A 16,845-nucleotide genomic window follows, 5' to 3' on the forward strand; every position below is an offset into this window, starting at 1 on the left:
GATGACCCCCTCCGCCTCCGTCCCGCACGCGCGCGTCTCCGGCCCCGATGCCGCGGCGCTCGGCGTCGTGCCCGCGGCTCCCGGCATCCGCTCGCTCGCGTTCACCATCGACGTGAGCATCTGGCTGCTGCTGGCGTCGCCCGCTGTCGCGGGCGCCGTCATGCTGGCGGCCGGCGACACGTCGTTCGTGGCCCTCATCCTCGTGGTCGCCGGCGTCGCGCTTCCGCTGCTGTTCGGCCTGCTGCAGCTCGTGCTGCACGGGCGCCGCGGGGTCACCGCGGGCAAGGCCGCGATGCGGCTCCGCTCGGTCGCCGTCGACGACCTCGGCCGTCCTGGCTTCTGGCACGTCGTGCTGCGCGTGCTCGTGCTGGGCGCGAGCGGCATCGTGCCGCTCGTCGGTCCCGCGTTCATGTTCGCGTCGGGACTGTGGGACCCGCAGTCCCGGGGTCGCAGCATCCTGGACCGTGTCGGCGGATGCTGGGTGATCGACGCCCGAGCCGGTCTCGACCCGTTCGACCCGAAGGCCCTGCGCCACGCGCGCCGCGCCGTGGCAGGGCGTCCCGAGCAGACCGAGGACCTGCCGTCGATGGCCAGCGACGCCGATGCCGCGACGGCGCTGCGGATCCCCGGCGTTCGCTCGCGCGCCGGCGTGGTCGGGCCCGGCAGCACGGGCGCGCAGTGGGAGGCGGTGAACGACGGGATGGATGCGAGCCTCATCGCCCAGGTCCCCGTCGACGCAGCGACCGCCCACGCCGCTTCCGGCCTGGTCACCGGCGCCCCCGGCGCCGCCCCCCGGGCCACGTCGCCCGCCGCCCCCGTGCCGCCGGCAGCCGCGCCGCCCCCCGCCCCGGCTCCGGTCGCGCCGGGAACCGGCCCCGTCGGATCCCGCCGCGCGCAGGCGATGATCCGGTTCGACGACGGGTCGATCGTGCGCGTCCCGCCGCGGGGGCTCATCGGCCGCGATCCCGAGCCTGCTGCGGGCGAGCTGGTCGAGGCGCTCGTGCGCCTGGAAGACCCGCAGCGGCTGATGTCGAAGACCCACGCCGCGTTCGGGCAGGACTCCGACGGACTGTGGGTCGCCGACCGCGGCTCCCGGAACGGCACCCAGCTGGTGTCGCCGGGCGGCGACGTGGTCGACGTGCCGGCCGGACAGGCCGCGCGCGTGCCGATCGGCTGGTCCGTGCAGGTGGGCGGCAGATCGTTCGAACTCGTGGCGAGAGGTGCCGATTCGTGAAGCTGAAGCTGAGCCTGCGTCGTGGCGTGGGATCGTCCGTCGACGTCCTCGTGACCGCCGACGCGACGGCGACCGTGCAGGACGTCGCGCGCACCCTCGCCGTGGGCGATGCACTGGCGTCGCCCGGCGGGGTCAATGCGAGCGAGGTGCCGACGCTGCTGGTGGCCTCGCCGGCGGGCCAGCCGGTGCACCTGAACCCCGCGATGCCGATCGCCGACGCCCCCATCGGGTCGGGTTTCGACGCGTCCATCGTCCCCGCCCTCGCGCCGGGGATGGATGCCGCGGCCACCGCTGCCGTCATGCGCATCCACTCCGGACCCGATGCCGGCCGGACGATCCCGCTGCCGGCGGGATCGAGCGTCATCGGCCGTGTCGCACCGGCGCAGGTGCTGCTGGACGACCCGCTGGTGTCGAAGCGCCATGCCCGCGTGGACGTCGACCAGGGCATCGACCTCATCGACCTCAACTCGGCGAACGGGCTCATCGTCGACGGCGGTCTCGTGCAGCGCGTGCGCGTGCAGCCGGGTCAGCGCATCACCCTCGGCGCCACCGAGGTGTCGTTCGCGCTCGCACCGCGCGTGCAGACCGACGACTCCCTCGTGCTCGAACGCGGCGGAGCGCTGATGTTCAACCGCTCGCCGCGGGTGGAGGATCGCTACACGGGCCGCGAGTTCCGGCATCCGATCATCCCCAACGAAGCCGACCCCCGCATCTTCCCCTGGCCGATGATCATGGCGCCGGTGCTGCTCGGCTTCGCGATGTTCGCCATGACGCAGCGCCCGACGTCGCTGCTCATCGTGGCGATGGCGCCGCTCATGATGCTCGGCAACTTCATCGGCCAGCGCACCCAGCAGGGCAAGAAGCTGGAGCTGGAGATCGAGACGTTCGAGTCGCAGATCGACGAGCTCGAAGAGACGCTCGAGGCCGAGGAGCGGCTGGAGCGCGAGCGCCGCCGCGCCGAGGCCCCCGCGACAGCCACCATCTACGAGAACGCGATGTCGCTCGGGCCGCTGCTGTGGACTCGGCGACCCGAGCACTGGAACTTCCTGGGCCTCCGGCTCGGCGTCGGCACCGCCGACAGCCGCAACACCGTCCAGGAGCCCAACGACCAGCGCGGCATCGCGCAGTACGCCCAGCAGGTGCGGGGCCTGCGCGAACGGTTCGCGCAGCTCGACGACGTGCCCGCGATCGAGCTGCTGCCCTCGGCGGGCGCCATCGGCATCGCCGGGCCGCGCGAGCTCGCCGCCGACGTCGTGCGCGGCCTCGGCGTGCAGCTGTTCGGCCTGCACGCCCCGAACGAGGTCGTCACCGCCGCCATCATCGACCCGGCCTGGACCGGCGACATGGAGTGGATGAAGTGGCTGCCGCACACGACCAGCCCCCGCTCGCCGTTCGCCGAGATGGCACTCGCCGACAGTCAGTCGGCGGGCACCGCCCTGCTGAACGGTCTGGAGGAGGCGATCCTCGAGCGCCTCTCGGGATCGGCGACCCGCCGCGGGCCGGTGGCCGAGAGCGAGACGTCGATGGCGATGGGCAAGACCGTCGGAGAGGGACGCGACGCGGCCGACGTGGCCGATGTGTCGCTCGTGCTGTTCGTCACCCACGACGCGCCCGTCGACCGCCCCCGCCTCACGCAGGTCATCGAACGAGGACCGGATGCCGGCGTCTACACGATCTTCGTCGCACCCACCGTGGAGTCGCTGCCCGCCGCGTGCCGCACGTTCATCGACGTGTCGGGAGGACTCGACGACGCCATGCTCGGCTGGGTGCGCGCGGGCCACCGCGCGCACACCGTGCAGATCGAGGGCGTCTCGCGCGGCTACGCGGAGATCTTCGCGAAGCGCCTCGCACCCGTCGTGGACTCCAGCTCGGTCGCGGCCGACTCGTCCGATCTGCCGGCGAGCGTGTCGATGCTGCGCCTGATCGGCACCGACATGGCAGCGGAGCCGCAGGCCGCGATCGAGCGGTGGCGGCAGAACAATTCCGTGATCGACCGCACGAGAGGCCCGAGGCCGCGGCTGAAGCGCGCCGGAACCCTCAAGGCCTATATCGGGCAGGGCAGTCCTGACGCGATGTCGCTCGACCTGCGCACGCAGGGTCCGCACGCCCTCGTGGGCGGTACCACCGGCTCCGGCAAGTCCGAGTTCCTGCAGGCGTGGGTGCTGGGCATGGCGGCCGAGTACAGTCCCGATCGGGTCACCTTCCTGTTCGTCGACTACAAGGGCGGATCCGCCTTCGCCGACTGCGTCGAGCTGCCGCACACGGTCGGCCTCGTGACCGACCTGAGCCCCCACCTCGTGCGCCGCGCGCTCACGAGCCTGCGCGCGGAGCTCCACCACCGCGAGCATCTGTTCAACCGCAAGAAGGCCAAGGACCTGCTCGAGCTCGAGAAGCGGCAGGACCCCGAGACCCCGCCGGCCCTCGTGCTCGTGATCGACGAGTTCGCGGCGCTCGCCACCGAGGTGCCCGAGTTCGTGGACGGCGTCGTCGACATCGCGCAGCGCGGCCGGTCTCTCGGCATCCACCTGATCATGGCCACGCAGCGCCCTGCCGGTGTCATCAAGGACAACCTGCGCGCGAACACCAACCTGCGCGTCGCACTGCGGATGGCGGATGCCGCGGACTCGAACGACGTCGTCGGCGACGCGGTCGCGTCGACCTTCGACCCGTCCATCCCGGGTCGCGGCATCGCCAAGACCGGCCCCGGACGGCTCGTCCCGTTCCAGTCCGGCTATGCCGGCGGCTGGACGACCGATCAGCCCGAGCACGCGCAGGTGCGCATCGCCGAGCTGCGGTTCGGCTCCGTGGCGCTCTGGGAGACCGACGGTGAGGGCGAGTCGGACACGCACGACGAGGATCTCGGGCCCAACGACCAGAAGCGCCTCGTGGCCAATCTGGTCGCCGCGGCCGCGGAGGCCGGCATCCCGGCTCCCCGTCGGCCCTGGCTCGACGACCTCGCGACGTCCATCGACCTTCGGAACCTGCCGATGACCGGCGACGACCGCATTCCGCTGGGCCTCGCAGACATCCCGCAGCGGCAGCTTCAGGAGGCCGTGTTCTTCAGCCCCGACACCGACGGACACATGCTCGTCTACGGCACGAGCGGCGCCGGCAAGTCCGCGACGCTGCGCACGATCGGCATCGCCGCGGGGGCGCGACCGGGGGCGGGGCGCGTCGCGGTGTACGGCATCGACTTCGGCACCGGCGCGCTGCGCTCGCTCGAGACGATGCCGCAGGTGGGCTCGGTGGTCTCGGGCGACGACGTCGAGCGCGTGCAGCGCCTGCTGCGCACGATCCGGCAGATGCTGGACGACCGCGGCAGGCGGTTCTCCGAGGCGGGCGCCGCGTCGCTGACGGAGTACCGTGCCATCACCGGCGACGTGGACGAGCCGCGCGTGATCGTCCTGCTCGACGGGTTCGGCGTGTTCAAGCAGGACTGGGAGACGACCTCCGCCCGCGCGGCGTACTACTCGATCTTCATGCGCATCCTCGGCGAGGGCCGCCCGCTGGGCATCCACGTCGTCGCGACCGCCGACCGCTATGGCGCCGTCCCGACCGCGGTGAGCGCCAACGTGACGAAGCGGGTCGTGCTGCGCATGTCGGACGAGGGGGCGTACTCGATCCTCGGGGTGCCGAAGGACGTGCTCAACGAGCGGAGCGTCCCCGGCCGTGCCATCGTGGACGGCCTCGAGACGCAGATCGCGGTCATCGGCGGCACCACCAACGTCGCCGAGCAGAACGCGGCCGCCGAGCAGTTCGCCGCCGCGCTGCGGGCCGCGGGTGCGGTCGAGGCCCGCAACATCGGCTCGCTTCCGACGGAATTGGATGCCGCGTCCCTCCCCGATCGCATGGACGACCTTCCGGTGCTCGGCATCGGCGACGACACGCTCGGTCCGAAGGGCTTCGAGCCGGTGGGGACGTTCGTGGTGGCGGGGCCGCCGCAGTCCGGCAAGACGACCGCCGTGCGCGGCATCGTGCGGGCGCTGGAGCGCTTCGACCCGAAGGTGGAGCTGTTCCACTTCGGCGGCCGGCGCGCGGTGCTGCGGGACGACCGGGCGTGGCGACGTTCGGCCATCGGCATCGAGGACGTCCGAGCGCTCGCCAAGGAGCTCAAGGAGATCGTCGCCGACGAGACGCTGTCCAGCCGCATCGCGATCGTCGTCGAGAACATCACCGAGTTCGGCGACACCGATGCCGAGCGCCCGCTGAAGGAGCTGTTCCAGGCCATCAACCGCAGCGACCACTTCCTGGTCGCGGACGGCGACGTGACGCAGCTGTCCGGCGGCTACGGACTGATCGGCGAGCTGAAGGCCGGCCGGCACGGCATCGCGCTGCGACCCGAGAGCTACGACGGCGAGTCCCTCTTCAAGGTGCCGTTCCCCAAGGTGCAGCGCCACGAGTTCCCGCCCGGCCGCGGCCTGTTCGTGGAGAACGGGCGCTTCGTCACCGTGCAGCTTCCACTGGTCGGATGAGTGCGAATCATCCACATGGGGAATGTTCCCCATGTGGATGACGCGGGACTGTGTCGTAGCCTGTCCGTGGGCCTGATCGGGTCCACTGGTTTCAAGAAAGGGACGGATCGTGGCTGATTTCAAGGCGTCTTACGGTGAGATGGAGGCCATGTCGGGCAAGCTCGACTCCGGTCGCGAGGAGATCGGCGACGTGCTGCGTCGCCTCAAGAGCGACGTGGACCGTCTGCTGGGCGACGACTTCAAGACGCAGCACGCGTCGGGCAAGTTCGGTGAGGGCTACAACGAGCTCACCACCGGCCTGGAGAAGGCCATCGAGGGCATCTCCGACATGGGCGAGTCGCTGCGCAAGATGCAGCAGGCGATCAAGGACACCGACCAGGCACTCGCCGGCAACTGACACTGATTCTCTGATGGATGCCGGCGGCCCTGGCCGCCGGCATCCATCTGTCCATCTCGAGAGGGGCTGCGCGCATGGCTGGTGACGGAATCGACGTCGATCTCGACGACCTGCGGACGATGGTGACGCGACTCGGGAACTTCAAGACGGAGTTCGAGGAGATCGGCGGCGACACCGATGACGTGTCGGACGCGGTCGGTCGGCCCGCAGGACGGTCGGAGCTTCGCGACAAGGTCGACGAGTTCCAGTCGGGGTGGGACGGCAACCGCGAAGTCGTCGTGGAGGATCTCGACAAGGTTTATCAGCACCTCAAGGATTTCGTCGACACCATCGGTGAACTCGACGTGGAGCTTGCGAAGGACCCGGAATGACCTACTCACCCCATCGTCACTTCCGGCTCGAGGCGCTCGACGGCGACCCGGGCGACATCCAGTCCGCCGGAGAGAGCTACACGCTCGTCGGCCAGCGGATGGAGTGGACCTCCGGAGAGCTGAAGAAGCTGTCGAGCGAGGAGCGCTACAAGGCCGAGGGGCTCGACGCGATCCGCGAGGACGCGGGGGAGCTGTCGCACCTGCTCGGCCAGGTGGCCAAGCGCTACACGGCGTCCGGACCCGTGCTCGTGACCTACGCCGGCGCCCTGCTGACCGCGCAGACGCGCACGGTGAATCCGCTCATCGACGACATCTGGGCCGCGATCGACCGGCACAACGCCGCCGTGGAGGCGCGCCAGGACGCGGAGGGGACCGCGGACGATCTGCGCAACCCGTGGCCGTGGCAGGACGAGGCGACCGACCAGCAGCTCGCGAACGCCGACGACGCCCTCTCTGACGCACGTCACGCCGAAGGGCTGCGCGAGGGGGAGCTGGACGGGCTCTGGACGTCGTTCGAGTCCGGGTACGGCGTCTGGGAGGACGCGTACGAGGCCGCCGTGCGCGACCTCGAGAGCGCGTACACGACGTCGGGCATCGACGACAACCCGTGGGAGGACGCCTTCGACTTCCTCGCGCAGGCGCTCACCGTCATCGGCACGATCCTCGTCATCGCCGCCCTCATCGCGACCGGACCGCTCGCCGCCTTCCTCCTCGTCGCGGCGACGATCGCGGCGGTGCTGACCCTGGTGATCCACATCGGGATGATGGTCGCCGGTTCGAAACGCGTCGGCGTCTGGGACCTCGTGTTCGACGTCGTCGCCGTGCTGCCGTTCGCCGGCGGCGTGGTCAAGGCGATGCGCGGCGGGGGGATGGCGTTCTTCCCGGCGCTCCGGGCAGCAGCGGGAATGGGCACGGCCACCGAGAGCGTGATCGGTGCCGGCCGGAACGCCGTCGAGGACGGGCTTCGCACGATCGCCGGCGCAGGAGGCGTCCGCGGCGGTCAGGCTGCGCGTGCCTCGCGCGCGACAGACCTCGCCGACGACTTCCTGCGGTCCAGCATCGGCAACTGGGGTCAGGGGGCGTGGAACGCCATCCGCGCCGGCGGCGCCAGGCTCGACGGGCAGGCGCTGAGCCTCTCGGAGCGGATCTTCACCGCCTGGCCGACCAGCGGGGTGCCGCGGGTCGCGGCGACGACGTGGGTGGAGACCGTGGACGCGGCGGGGCGGATCGCGCAGGGCGTGAACGTGCTCAACTTCGTCAACGGCGTCGAGCAGTCGACGAGCGCCGTGGCAGGCTGGTTCGGCGGAGAGCTGCCGACGGTGTCGGACCTCCCGCTGCTCGACTTCAACCCGTTCGCCCGATAGGAGCCCACGTGACGGATCTCGAAGGCGGTGTGCGCGCCGACATCGGGCGCCGTTCCCCAGAACTGGAGCGGATGAAGCCGCTCGGGGCCGTGGTGGACGCGTCTCGTGGTGCGTTCGTCGTGGCGGTTCCCCGTCTGAAGGGTGAGTTGGATCGCGCCGAGGGCGCGCGTGCCGCACTGCCGCAGCTGAAGGACGCGGGCGGGCTGCCTCGGTGGCGAGAGGTCGTGCTGGTGGTGGCGTTCCTGGTGGGCGTCGTCGCGGTGTCGTTCATCCTGCCGTCCCCGCGCAACGGCCGCGTCGCCATCGATGTCGACGCGGGGGCGCTGTGGGTCGGCGTGCTCGCCGTCGTCAGCCTGGTCGGCCTCGTGAGCCAGGAACGGACGCGACCGCGCTCGAAGTACTTCGGCTCCCGCACGCGCAACGGGTTCCGCATGTACCTCTTCCTCGCCGTGCTCTGGGCCGTGGCGCTGGCGTTCATCGTGATCAACTGGGACGAGGTCGACGACTACGAGCCGTGGGGTCCGATCGCGGGAGTGTGCCTGCTCGCGGCAGCCATCCTCGGCGCCATCGCACTGGCCGTCTACGCGCGACGCGCGGACCGCGACGCGCTGGGATCGCCGGAATTCATCCACGCGACCGAGCCGGTCGTGGATCCGGTGGAGCAGTGGTGGGCCGGTGTGGCTCTGAAGCTGAGCCCCGCCGAGCGCGGCAGCGCCGACAAGTCCTACGACGTGGTGCTGACGGTTCTGGAGGAGAAGCGCATCATCCGTCCTCAGGACGCGCGCCGCCTGCGGCGCAAGAAGCCGCCGGTCGTCTGGGCGGGTGACGCGTCGTGACGCTCGTCGACGTCGAGTACGACTCGAACCGCTGGATCCGTGTGCCGCTCGACTACGTGGACACCCGATGGACCGATGCGGCATCGTGGGCCGACTGGCTCGCCGACGAGACGACGAAGGGTCGCCCGGACGCGGATGTCGTCGCACCGGTCGTCCGTGCCGCCGCCCAGGCGGTGGCGCTCTTTCCGGCCGCACACGTCTGGGGCCGGTTCTGGCACTATCCGATCGACGGTGTGCCGACCGGATTCGTCGACGTCTACCTCGAGACGCGCACGCCGGACGGCACGGATGCCGCCGACCTGCTGCCCGATACCGGGTTCACCGCGGTGACCCCCGTGCTGGACCGGCTCGACGTTCCCGGCTTCGTCTCGGCGGTGCGCCGGCGCACCCTCGTGCTGGTGCTGCGGGAGGAGTCGGACGAGGACCCGGTGCCCATGCCGCGGATCGAATGGCTCGGGGTCGCGCCGGCGTGGGTCTGCTACATCGTCACCAACGACCATGACCCGGCCGCCGCGAACGCGCGCGCCGTCGACACCGAGGTCCTGTTCGCCGCCATCGCGGACGCCGCGCTCTCGGAGTCGTCGTCCGCCGGATCCGAAGGCGGGCGCTGATGTCGCTGCGAGATGAGCTGCTCGGCGTCGAGAAGCCGGCGCCCACCGCGCCCACCCCGTATCGCCTGCTGTGCCCGGCCGGCTGGCGCCGAGTGCCGACCTCGGTGCTGGCGGACGAGATGGCAGAGGCGGCGGTAGCGCGCTTCAAGGAAGCAGGTCGTCCCGACCTCGTGCTGCAGATGAGAGGCATGATCTCGCAGCTGCGGTCGGCCCTGCGGGCTTCACGCGCGTTCGACGCCTACCTCCCTCCGCTGATTCGTGGCAACCCGCTGCCGGCGGTGCTGACCGTGGCGCCGTTCGTCCGCCCGGCAGACGTCTCGTGGGATGCCGCGATCCGCCGTCTCGCCCGCAACGCACCGGTCGACGTGCCCGCGTTCACCGAGACGACGATGTGGCGGTGGACCCGCGATGAGCAGATGGACGGCGAACCGGGGGAGCCGGCGCTGCGGACCCGGGTGCGCCACTATGTCGTGCCGGTCGAGGGCGAGGCCGACACCCGCCGCGCGCTGCACTTCGTCTTCACCGTGATGAACCTCGACGGGGTGTCGCTGCCCGGCGAACCCGCCGCGCCGGACGCGGCCGCGGTCACGGAGGTCCTGCTCGAGACGGGTGACGTGATCCTCAGCACCATGCGCTGGATGCCTCCAAAGGCGTGACCGGCCGACACGAGGGGCCACTGAGCGCCCGGCATACGACCCGCGTTTGCCCGACCTCCGAATCCCGCGTATCATAGAGCGGGTGTGCGCTCACGCGCGCCGTCCGACGTGCCTCGGCGTGTCGGCGGCCGGACGGGTGCCGCATCTCAGGGAACGGCCTGCGAACAGGCCACCCCCACGGCATATCCACCACGAAACGCCCGACAGCACGCTGTCGCGCCGGTGGATTTGTGGTGAAACCACGACGCTGTCACCGTGCAGCAGCTGCGCGTCGCAACCGCGCAGATCGACAAGGAGAGAACGTGCCAACCATTCAGCAGTTGGTTCGCAAGGGTCGCTCGCCCAAGGTCACCAAGACCAAGGCGCCGGCGCTCAAGGCGAACCCGCAGCAGGCGGGTGTCTGCACCCGCGTGTACACCACCACCCCGAAGAAGCCGAACTCGGCGATGCGCAAGGTCGCCCGTGTCAAGCTCCGCAACGGCACCGAGGTCACCGCGTACATCCCCGGCGAGGGTCACAACCTGCAGGAGCACTCGCTCGTGCTCGTCCGTGGCGGTCGTGTGAAGGACCTCCCCGGTGTGCGTTACAAGATCGTCCGTGGCGCTCTGGACACCCAGGCAGTCAAGAACCGTAAGCAGGCTCGCAGCCGCTACGGCGCGAAGAAGGGCTGAGAAAGATGCCTCGTAAGGGACCCGCCCCGAAGCGCCCCGTCGTCAACGACCCGGTATACGGCGCACCCATCGTCAGCCAGCTGGTGAACAAGATCCTCGTCGACGGCAAGAAGTCGATCGCCGAGTCGATCGTCTACACCGCCCTCAAGGGCGTGGAGGCGAAGAACGGCCAGGACGCCGTCGCCACGCTCAAGAAGGCGCTCGACAACGTGCGCCCGACCCTCGAGGTCAAGAGCCGCCGTGTCGGTGGCTCGACCTACCAGGTGCCGGTCGAGGTCAAGCCTCACCGCGCCAACACGCTGGCGCTGCGCTGGCTCGTGAGCTACGCGAAGGGTCGTCGTGAGAAGACGATGACCGAGCGTCTGCAGAACGAGATCCTCGACGCGTCGAACGGCCTGGGTGCCGCGGTCAAGCGCCGCGAGGACACCCACAAGATGGCCGAGTCGAACCGCGCCTTCGCGCACTACCGCTGGTAACAGCCTTCTCGCCGCTCCCGTGGAACCCACGGGAGCGGCGGGTCCGCGACATCCGTCACCACAAGTAAGGACAGACCCCCGTGGCACAAGAAGTGCTCACCGACCTCAACAAGGTCCGCAACATCGGCATCATGGCGCACATCGATGCCGGCAAGACGACGACGACCGAGCGCATCCTGTTCTACACGGGCGTCAACCACAAGATCGGCGAGACGCACGACGGCGCTGCCACCACCGACTGGATGGAGCAGGAGCAGGAGCGCGGCATCACGATCACGTCCGCCGCCGTGACGTGCTTCTGGGACAAGAACCAGATCAACATCATCGACACCCCCGGTCACGTGGACTTCACGGTCGAGGTGGAGCGCTCGCTCCGCGTCCTCGACGGTGCCGTCGCCGTCTTCGACGGCAAGGAGGGCGTCGAGCCCCAGTCCGAGACCGTGTGGCGTCAGGCCGACAAGTACGACGTGCCCCGCATCTGCTTCGTCAACAAGATGGACAAGCTCGGCGCCGACTTCTACTTCACGGTCGACACCATCGTCAACCGCCTGAAGGCCAAGCCGCTCGTCATCCAGCTGCCCATCGGCGCCGAGAACGACTTCGTGGGCGTCATCGACCTCGTCGAGATGCGCGCGCTGGTGTGGCCCGGCGACGCCAAGGGCGACGTGACCATGGGTGCGAAGTACGAGATCCAGGAGATCCCGGCCGAGCTCGCCGACAAGGCGGCCGAGTACCGCGAGAAGCTGCTCGAGACGGTCGCCGAGTCCGACGAGCACCTGCTCGAGAAGTACTTCGGTGGCGAAGGCCTCACGGTCGCCGAGATCAAGGGCGCGATCCGCAAGCTCACCATCGCCTCGGAGCTCTACCCCGTGCTCTGCGGCTCGGCGTTCAAGAACCGCGGCGTGCAGCCCATGCTGGACGCGGTCGTCGACTACCTCCCGTCGCCCCTCGACGTCCCCGCCATCGAGGCGAAGGACCCGAAGAACGAAGAGATCATCATCGAGCGTCACGCCGACCGTGACGAGCCGTTCGCGGCGCTCGCGTTCAAGATCGTGACGCACCCGTTCTTCGGTCGCCTCACGTACATCCGCGTGTACTCGGGTCACCTCGACTCCGGCGCCCAGGTCGTCAACGCGACCAAGGGCAAGAAGGAGCGCATCGGGAAGATCTTCCAGATGCACGCCAACAAGGAGATGCCGGTCGACTCCGTCACCGCCGGTCACATCTACGCCGTCATCGGTCTGAAGGACACCACCACGGGTGACACGCTGTCCGACAGCACCAACCAGGTCGTCCTCGAGTCGATGACGTTCCCGGAGCCGGTCATCGAGGTCGCGATCGAGCCCAAGACGAAGGCCGACCAGGAGAAGCTGGGTCTCGCGATCCAGAAGCTCGCCGAGGAGGACCCGACGTTCCGCGTCGAGCAGAACTCCGAGACCGGTCAGACCGTCATCAAGGGCATGGGCGAGCTGCACCTCGACATCCTGGTCGACCGCATGAAGCGGGAGTTCAAGGTCGAGGCCAACGTCGGCAAGCCGCAGGTGGCGTACCGCGAGACGATCCGCAAGGTCGTCGAGCGTCACGACTACACGCACAAGAAGCAGACCGGTGGTTCGGGTCAGTTCGCGAAGATCCAGTTCGCGCTCGAGCCGCTCGAGGTCACGGCCGACAAGACGTACGAGTTCGAGAACAAGGTCACCGGTGGCCGCATCCCGCGCGAGTACATCGAGCCGACCAACCAGGGCTTCCAGGACGCGATGGCCGTCGGCGTGCTCGCCGGCTACCCCATGGTGGGCGTGAAGGCGATCCTCACGGACGGCGCGTCGCACGACGTCGACTCGTCCGAGATGGCGTTCAAGATCGCCGGCTCGATGGGCTTCAAGGAGGCCGTCCGCAAGGCGAACCCCGTCATCCTCGAGCCGCTCATGGCGGTCGAGGTGCGTACTCCCGAGGAGTACATGGGCGACGTCATCGGCGACCTGAACTCGCGCCGTGGCCAGATCCAGTCCATGGAGGACGCCCAGGGCGTCAAGGTCGTCCGCGCGCTGGTCCCGCTGTCCGAGATGTTCGGCTACATCGGCGACCTGCGCTCGAAGACCTCGGGCCGCGCCGTGTACTCGATGGAGTTCGACAGCTACGCCGAGGTTCCTCGCGCCGTGGCCGACGAGATCATCCAGAAGGTCAAGGGCGAGTAAGCCCTTTTCTCCCGGGATGCCTCGGTGACGAGGCATCCCGGGGGCACAACTTCACACAGAATCACCAGAACCGTCTCCACTAAGGTGGAGATATCCCCGTAGGCGACCGGCGCACACCAGCGTCCGGAAGTTCTACACGAACGTCCTGAGGAGGACCCAGTGGCTAAGGCCAAGTTCGAGCGCACCAAGCCGCACGTGAACATCGGAACGATCGGTCACGTCGACCACGGCAAGACCACGCTCACCGCAGCGATCTCGAAGGTGCTCGCCGACAAGTACCCGTCGGCCACCAACGTGCAGCGCGACTTCGCGTCGATCGACTCCGCTCCCGAGGAGCGCCAGCGCGGCATCACGATCAACATCTCGCACGTCGAGTACGAGACCCCCAAGCGTCACTACGCTCACGTCGACGCCCCGGGTCACGCCGACTACATCAAGAACATGATCACCGGTGCTGCTCAGATGGACGGCGCGATCCTCGTGGTCGCCGCCACCGACGGCCCGATGGCGCAGACGCGCGAGCACGTGCTGCTCGCCAAGCAGGTCGGCGTGCCGTACCTGCTGGTCGCGCTGAACAAGTCGGACATGGTCGACGACGAGGAGATCCTGGAGCTCGTCGAGCTCGAGGTCCGCGAGCTGCTGTCGTCGCAGGACTTCGACGGCGACAACGCTCCGGTCGTGCGCGTCTCGGGCCTGAAGGCTCTCGAGGGCGACGCCGAGTGGACCGAGAAGATCCTCGAGCTCATGGAGGCGGTCGACGAGTCGATCCCCGACCCGGTGCGCGACAAGGACAAGCCGTTCCTCATGCCGATCGAGGACGTCTTCACCATCACCGGCCGTGGCACGGTCGTCACGGGCCGCGCCGAGCGTGGCACGCTGGCCATCAACTCCGAGGTCGAGATCGTGGGTCTGCGCCCGACGCAGAAGACGATCGTCACCGGTATCGAGATGTTCCACAAGCAGCTCGACGAGGCCTGGGCCGGCGAGAACTGTGGTCTGCTCCTGCGCGGCACCAAGCGTGACGACGTCGAGCGCGGCCAGGTCGTCGTGAAGCCCGGTTCGGTCACCCCGCACACCAACTTCGAGGGCACGGCGTACATCCTGTCCAAGGAGGAGGGCGGCCGTCACAACCCGTTCTTCACGAACTACCGTCCGCAGTTCTACTTCCGCACCACCGACGTCACCGGCGTCATCACGCTGCCCGAGGGCACCGAGATGGTCATGCCCGGCGACACCACCGACATGACGGTCGAGCTGATCCAGCCGATCGCCATGGAGGAGGGCCTCGGCTACGCGATCCGTGAGGGTGGCCGCACCGTCGGCGCCGGCACGGTCACGAAGATCATCAAGTAACTTCTTTCGAAGTTCCTTCGACGGATGCCGCGGCATCCGTCACCGACAGGGGTCGGGCCTTCGGGCCCGGCCCCTTCGTCGTGCCGGGGTGTTGCACGGTGCTTCGCCCCGGCCAGAATGGGCTCGAAGCGCCTCAGCGGGGGGCCGAGAAGGAGCGGAAATGGGCATCGACGATCTCGTGAACCAGGGCAAGGAGTTCCTGGAGCAGAACAAGGACAAGATCGACGACGCGATCAAGTCCGAGCAGGCGGAAGGCGTGAGCGACAACGTGCTCGACGCCGCCGCCGACTTCGTGAAGAAGGTGGCGCCGGACAGCGTCGACCAGCACGTCGACGGCGTTCGCGACAGCATCGACAAGTCCATCGGTCACGAGTAGACGCTCCCACGTCTCGACGCCGAAGCGGCCCGGATATTCCGGGCCGCTTCTGCGTCGGCGCGTCGAGTGGCGCGCTGTCGCGGGAGGGCGATAGCGTTCAGCGAGCGACGGCTCGTCAGCCAGCAGTGTGGCGAACGGCTGCCGCTCGTGGTCAAAGGCAACCCCCCCTGTCAGTGATCCAAGGCCCTCCTTTCGGGCCTCATCGGTGTGCTCCCCCCGCTCATCGAAGGAAGGGGCGGTGCCGCGCGCCGCCGAGCTGCAAGACGGTGCGTCCCCCCGCGCGCCGATGGGACGGCGCGTGCGCGCGCCGCTGAAACACGGCGCTCTGCGCCGGGAGGAATGGGTGTGCCTGCAGTGCGCATGAAATCTCTGAAAATCGTCGCGGGCGCATTGGTCGCCGCGGCACTCGTCGTGGCTCCGCTGGTCACCGCCGGCGCCACCGCCGATGGACCGACAGCGCCGCCCACGGCAGCTGTGGCGGACGGCGTACCGCAGCTCGTGAAGTGGGTCCCGAAGTCGAACGGCGCGGCCTACTGGGAGGATCTCTACTCCGCCCACATGGTCAAGTGCTACAAGGTCGATGGGCCGAACAGCTCGGGCCATGGCTCCGTGAGCACCGACGGCAAGACGGTGACGCTCAATCGGTTCGATCAGTCCTGGCCGGGCGATCACTGGGAGCTGCTCGTCATCAAGGCGGGCGATCTTTGGAACAGCGTCATCGTCCACCCCGCGGCGGGCGTCGCCTACGACTCCCCGGTCAACAACGGCGGCCAGCAGGCGCAGGTCTCGCATTGGATCGTCTGCAAGGGGCAGACGCCCGAAGACCAGCCGCGTGCTGTGACCCCGACGCTCACCTGGACGCTCCCGTCGTGCGAGGGGGAGGGTGAGCTCTTCCAGACCGCCGGCGTGACGTGGCTGTCGGCTCCGGGAGCGAACGGGTCGACCATCTGGATGGCGACGCCCGCTCCGGGGAACGTCTTCCCGCAGGGCGTGCCTACGCAGTGGACCGTGCCGGATCTGTCGAAGCTCACGGAGAACTGCGGTTCCGACGAGCCCGAACAGCAGCCTCGACCCCAGACGAGCGAGTCCAGCAGGACGACGGTCGACTGCACCAGCGCCACGGCAACGGTCAGGACGACGACGACGACCGCCGAGTTCGTGTGGGACGAGACGGCGGAGACCTGGCAGCCCGGTGAGCCGTCGTCTTCTGAGGTCGAGACCGACAGGCCCCTCACGCAGGCCGAGCTCGGCACGTGCCCCCTCGTGCCCGGTGAGATCCAGTCCGTGTGCGTCGGCGACGTGCCGTACCTGGGCTATGCCGTGTCTCTGCCCGAGGGCCTCGTGGTCGACAGCTCCACCCCCGTCACCATCACCTTCGTGAACCCGGATGGCGAGGACTACGTCGTCGCGAACCAGCCTCTCAGCGGCAAGCTGCTCTGGCCCGGGGCATCCGACGGCAACCCGAAGATGTGGCCCGGCTGGGACCTCGTCGACGGCGAGTACGTGCAGACCGACGGCAACTTCGCGTGGACCCGTGCGGGCGTCACGGTCGAGTTCGAGGTGAACCCAACCTACGCGACGGAGGTCGAGTACCCGCAGGCCACCGTACTCTGCGCCAACCCGCCCGTGGGCAGCGGCGACGAGCCGGCCGGCACCCCGACGTCGACCGACGCGGAGGCGCTGGCAGTGACCGGTGGCGGGGTCAGCCCGATCATCGTCGCGGCGGGCGGAACGGCACTCCTCGCCGGCGTCGCGGTCGTCGCGATCGCGGCCTACCGTCGCCGTCACGCGCGCGCGGAGTAACGCCGACAGACGGTAAAGAGGGCGGTCGCG

General features: G+C 69.3%; 14 protein-coding genes. All 14 read left to right on the top strand.

The features are described 5' to 3' along the window. The first annotated feature begins 1 nt into the window (after position 1). The 14 genes from NCG93_RS07805 (at position 2) to NCG93_RS07870 (ending at position 16,815) form a co-directional block, all read left to right on the top strand. Positions 2 to 1,234 (top strand): RDD family protein, encoded by a 1,233-nt coding sequence (locus tag NCG93_RS07805; protein ID WP_194414519.1) that lies wholly within the window; start codon positions 2 to 4, stop codon positions 1,232 to 1,234. After that, positions 1,231 to 5,706: a type VII secretion EssC family protein gene (locus NCG93_RS07810; RefSeq protein ID WP_194414518.1), complete on the top strand. Its 4,476-nt coding sequence runs from the start codon at positions 1,231 to 1,233 to the stop codon at positions 5,704 to 5,706. Before NCG93_RS07805 ends, NCG93_RS07810 begins: the two co-directional genes overlap by 4 nt. Before the next feature lie 109 nt (positions 5,707 to 5,815). Beyond that, complete coding sequence (locus tag NCG93_RS07815; protein WP_194414517.1) at positions 5,816 to 6,103, top strand: WXG100 family type VII secretion target; 288 nt, start codon at positions 5,816 to 5,818, stop codon at positions 6,101 to 6,103. A gap of 74 nt (positions 6,104 to 6,177) precedes the next feature. Continuing rightward, complete coding sequence (locus NCG93_RS07820) at positions 6,178 to 6,474, top strand: hypothetical protein (protein ID WP_194414516.1); 297 nt, start codon at positions 6,178 to 6,180, stop codon at positions 6,472 to 6,474. Further along, complete coding sequence (locus NCG93_RS07825) at positions 6,471 to 7,838, top strand: hypothetical protein (RefSeq protein WP_194414515.1); 1,368 nt, start codon at positions 6,471 to 6,473, stop codon at positions 7,836 to 7,838. Before NCG93_RS07820 ends, NCG93_RS07825 begins: the two co-directional genes overlap by 4 nt. Positions 7,839 to 7,846: 8 nt before the next feature. Next, the gene (locus NCG93_RS07830) at positions 7,847 to 8,674 is read left to right on the top strand and encodes a hypothetical protein (protein ID WP_194414514.1); all 828 of its coding nucleotides are present in this window, start codon (positions 7,847 to 7,849) and stop codon (positions 8,672 to 8,674) included. Next, positions 8,671 to 9,285 carry a hypothetical protein gene (locus NCG93_RS07835; RefSeq protein ID WP_194414513.1) on the top strand — a complete coding sequence of 205 codons (615 nt, stop codon included), beginning with the start codon at positions 8,671 to 8,673 and terminating at the stop codon, positions 9,283 to 9,285. The genes NCG93_RS07830 and NCG93_RS07835 overlap by 4 nt, the downstream gene beginning before the upstream one ends. Beyond that, on the top strand, positions 9,285 to 9,941 hold the full coding sequence (locus NCG93_RS07840) for a hypothetical protein (protein ID WP_194414512.1): 657 nt from the start codon (positions 9,285 to 9,287) through the stop codon (positions 9,939 to 9,941). The genes NCG93_RS07835 and NCG93_RS07840 overlap by 1 nt, the downstream gene beginning before the upstream one ends. A 302-nt stretch (positions 9,942 to 10,243) precedes the next feature. Further along, the gene (gene rpsL / locus NCG93_RS07845; RefSeq protein WP_018187369.1) at positions 10,244 to 10,612 is read left to right on the top strand and encodes a 30S ribosomal protein S12; all 369 of its coding nucleotides are present in this window, start codon (positions 10,244 to 10,246) and stop codon (positions 10,610 to 10,612) included. Positions 10,613 to 10,617: 5 nt separating this feature from the next. Continuing rightward, positions 10,618 to 11,088: a 30S ribosomal protein S7 gene (gene rpsG / locus NCG93_RS07850; protein ID WP_055962856.1), complete on the top strand. Its 471-nt coding sequence runs from the start codon at positions 10,618 to 10,620 to the stop codon at positions 11,086 to 11,088. Positions 11,089 to 11,168: 80 nt separating this feature from the next. Further along, a complete protein-coding gene (fusA, locus tag NCG93_RS07855; protein ID WP_194414511.1) occupies positions 11,169 to 13,283 on the top strand; it encodes an elongation factor G in 2,115 nt (704 codons plus the stop codon). Between the two features lie 159 nt (positions 13,284 to 13,442). Beyond that, a complete protein-coding gene (tuf, locus tag NCG93_RS07860; protein WP_194414510.1) occupies positions 13,443 to 14,636 on the top strand; it encodes an elongation factor Tu in 1,194 nt (397 codons plus the stop codon). A gap of 160 nt (positions 14,637 to 14,796) precedes the next feature. After that, positions 14,797 to 15,012 (top strand): Rv0909 family putative TA system antitoxin, encoded by a 216-nt coding sequence (locus tag NCG93_RS07865; protein WP_194414509.1) that lies wholly within the window; start codon positions 14,797 to 14,799, stop codon positions 15,010 to 15,012. 360 nt (positions 15,013 to 15,372) lie between these two features. Continuing rightward, positions 15,373 to 16,815 carry a hypothetical protein gene (locus NCG93_RS07870; RefSeq protein ID WP_194414508.1) on the top strand — a complete coding sequence of 481 codons (1,443 nt, stop codon included), beginning with the start codon at positions 15,373 to 15,375 and terminating at the stop codon, positions 16,813 to 16,815. Positions 16,816 to 16,845 lie beyond the last annotated feature (30 nt).

This window comes from Microbacterium yannicii, from assembly GCF_024055635.1.
Lineage (GTDB): Bacteria > Actinomycetota > Actinomycetes > Actinomycetales > Microbacteriaceae > Microbacterium > Microbacterium yannicii.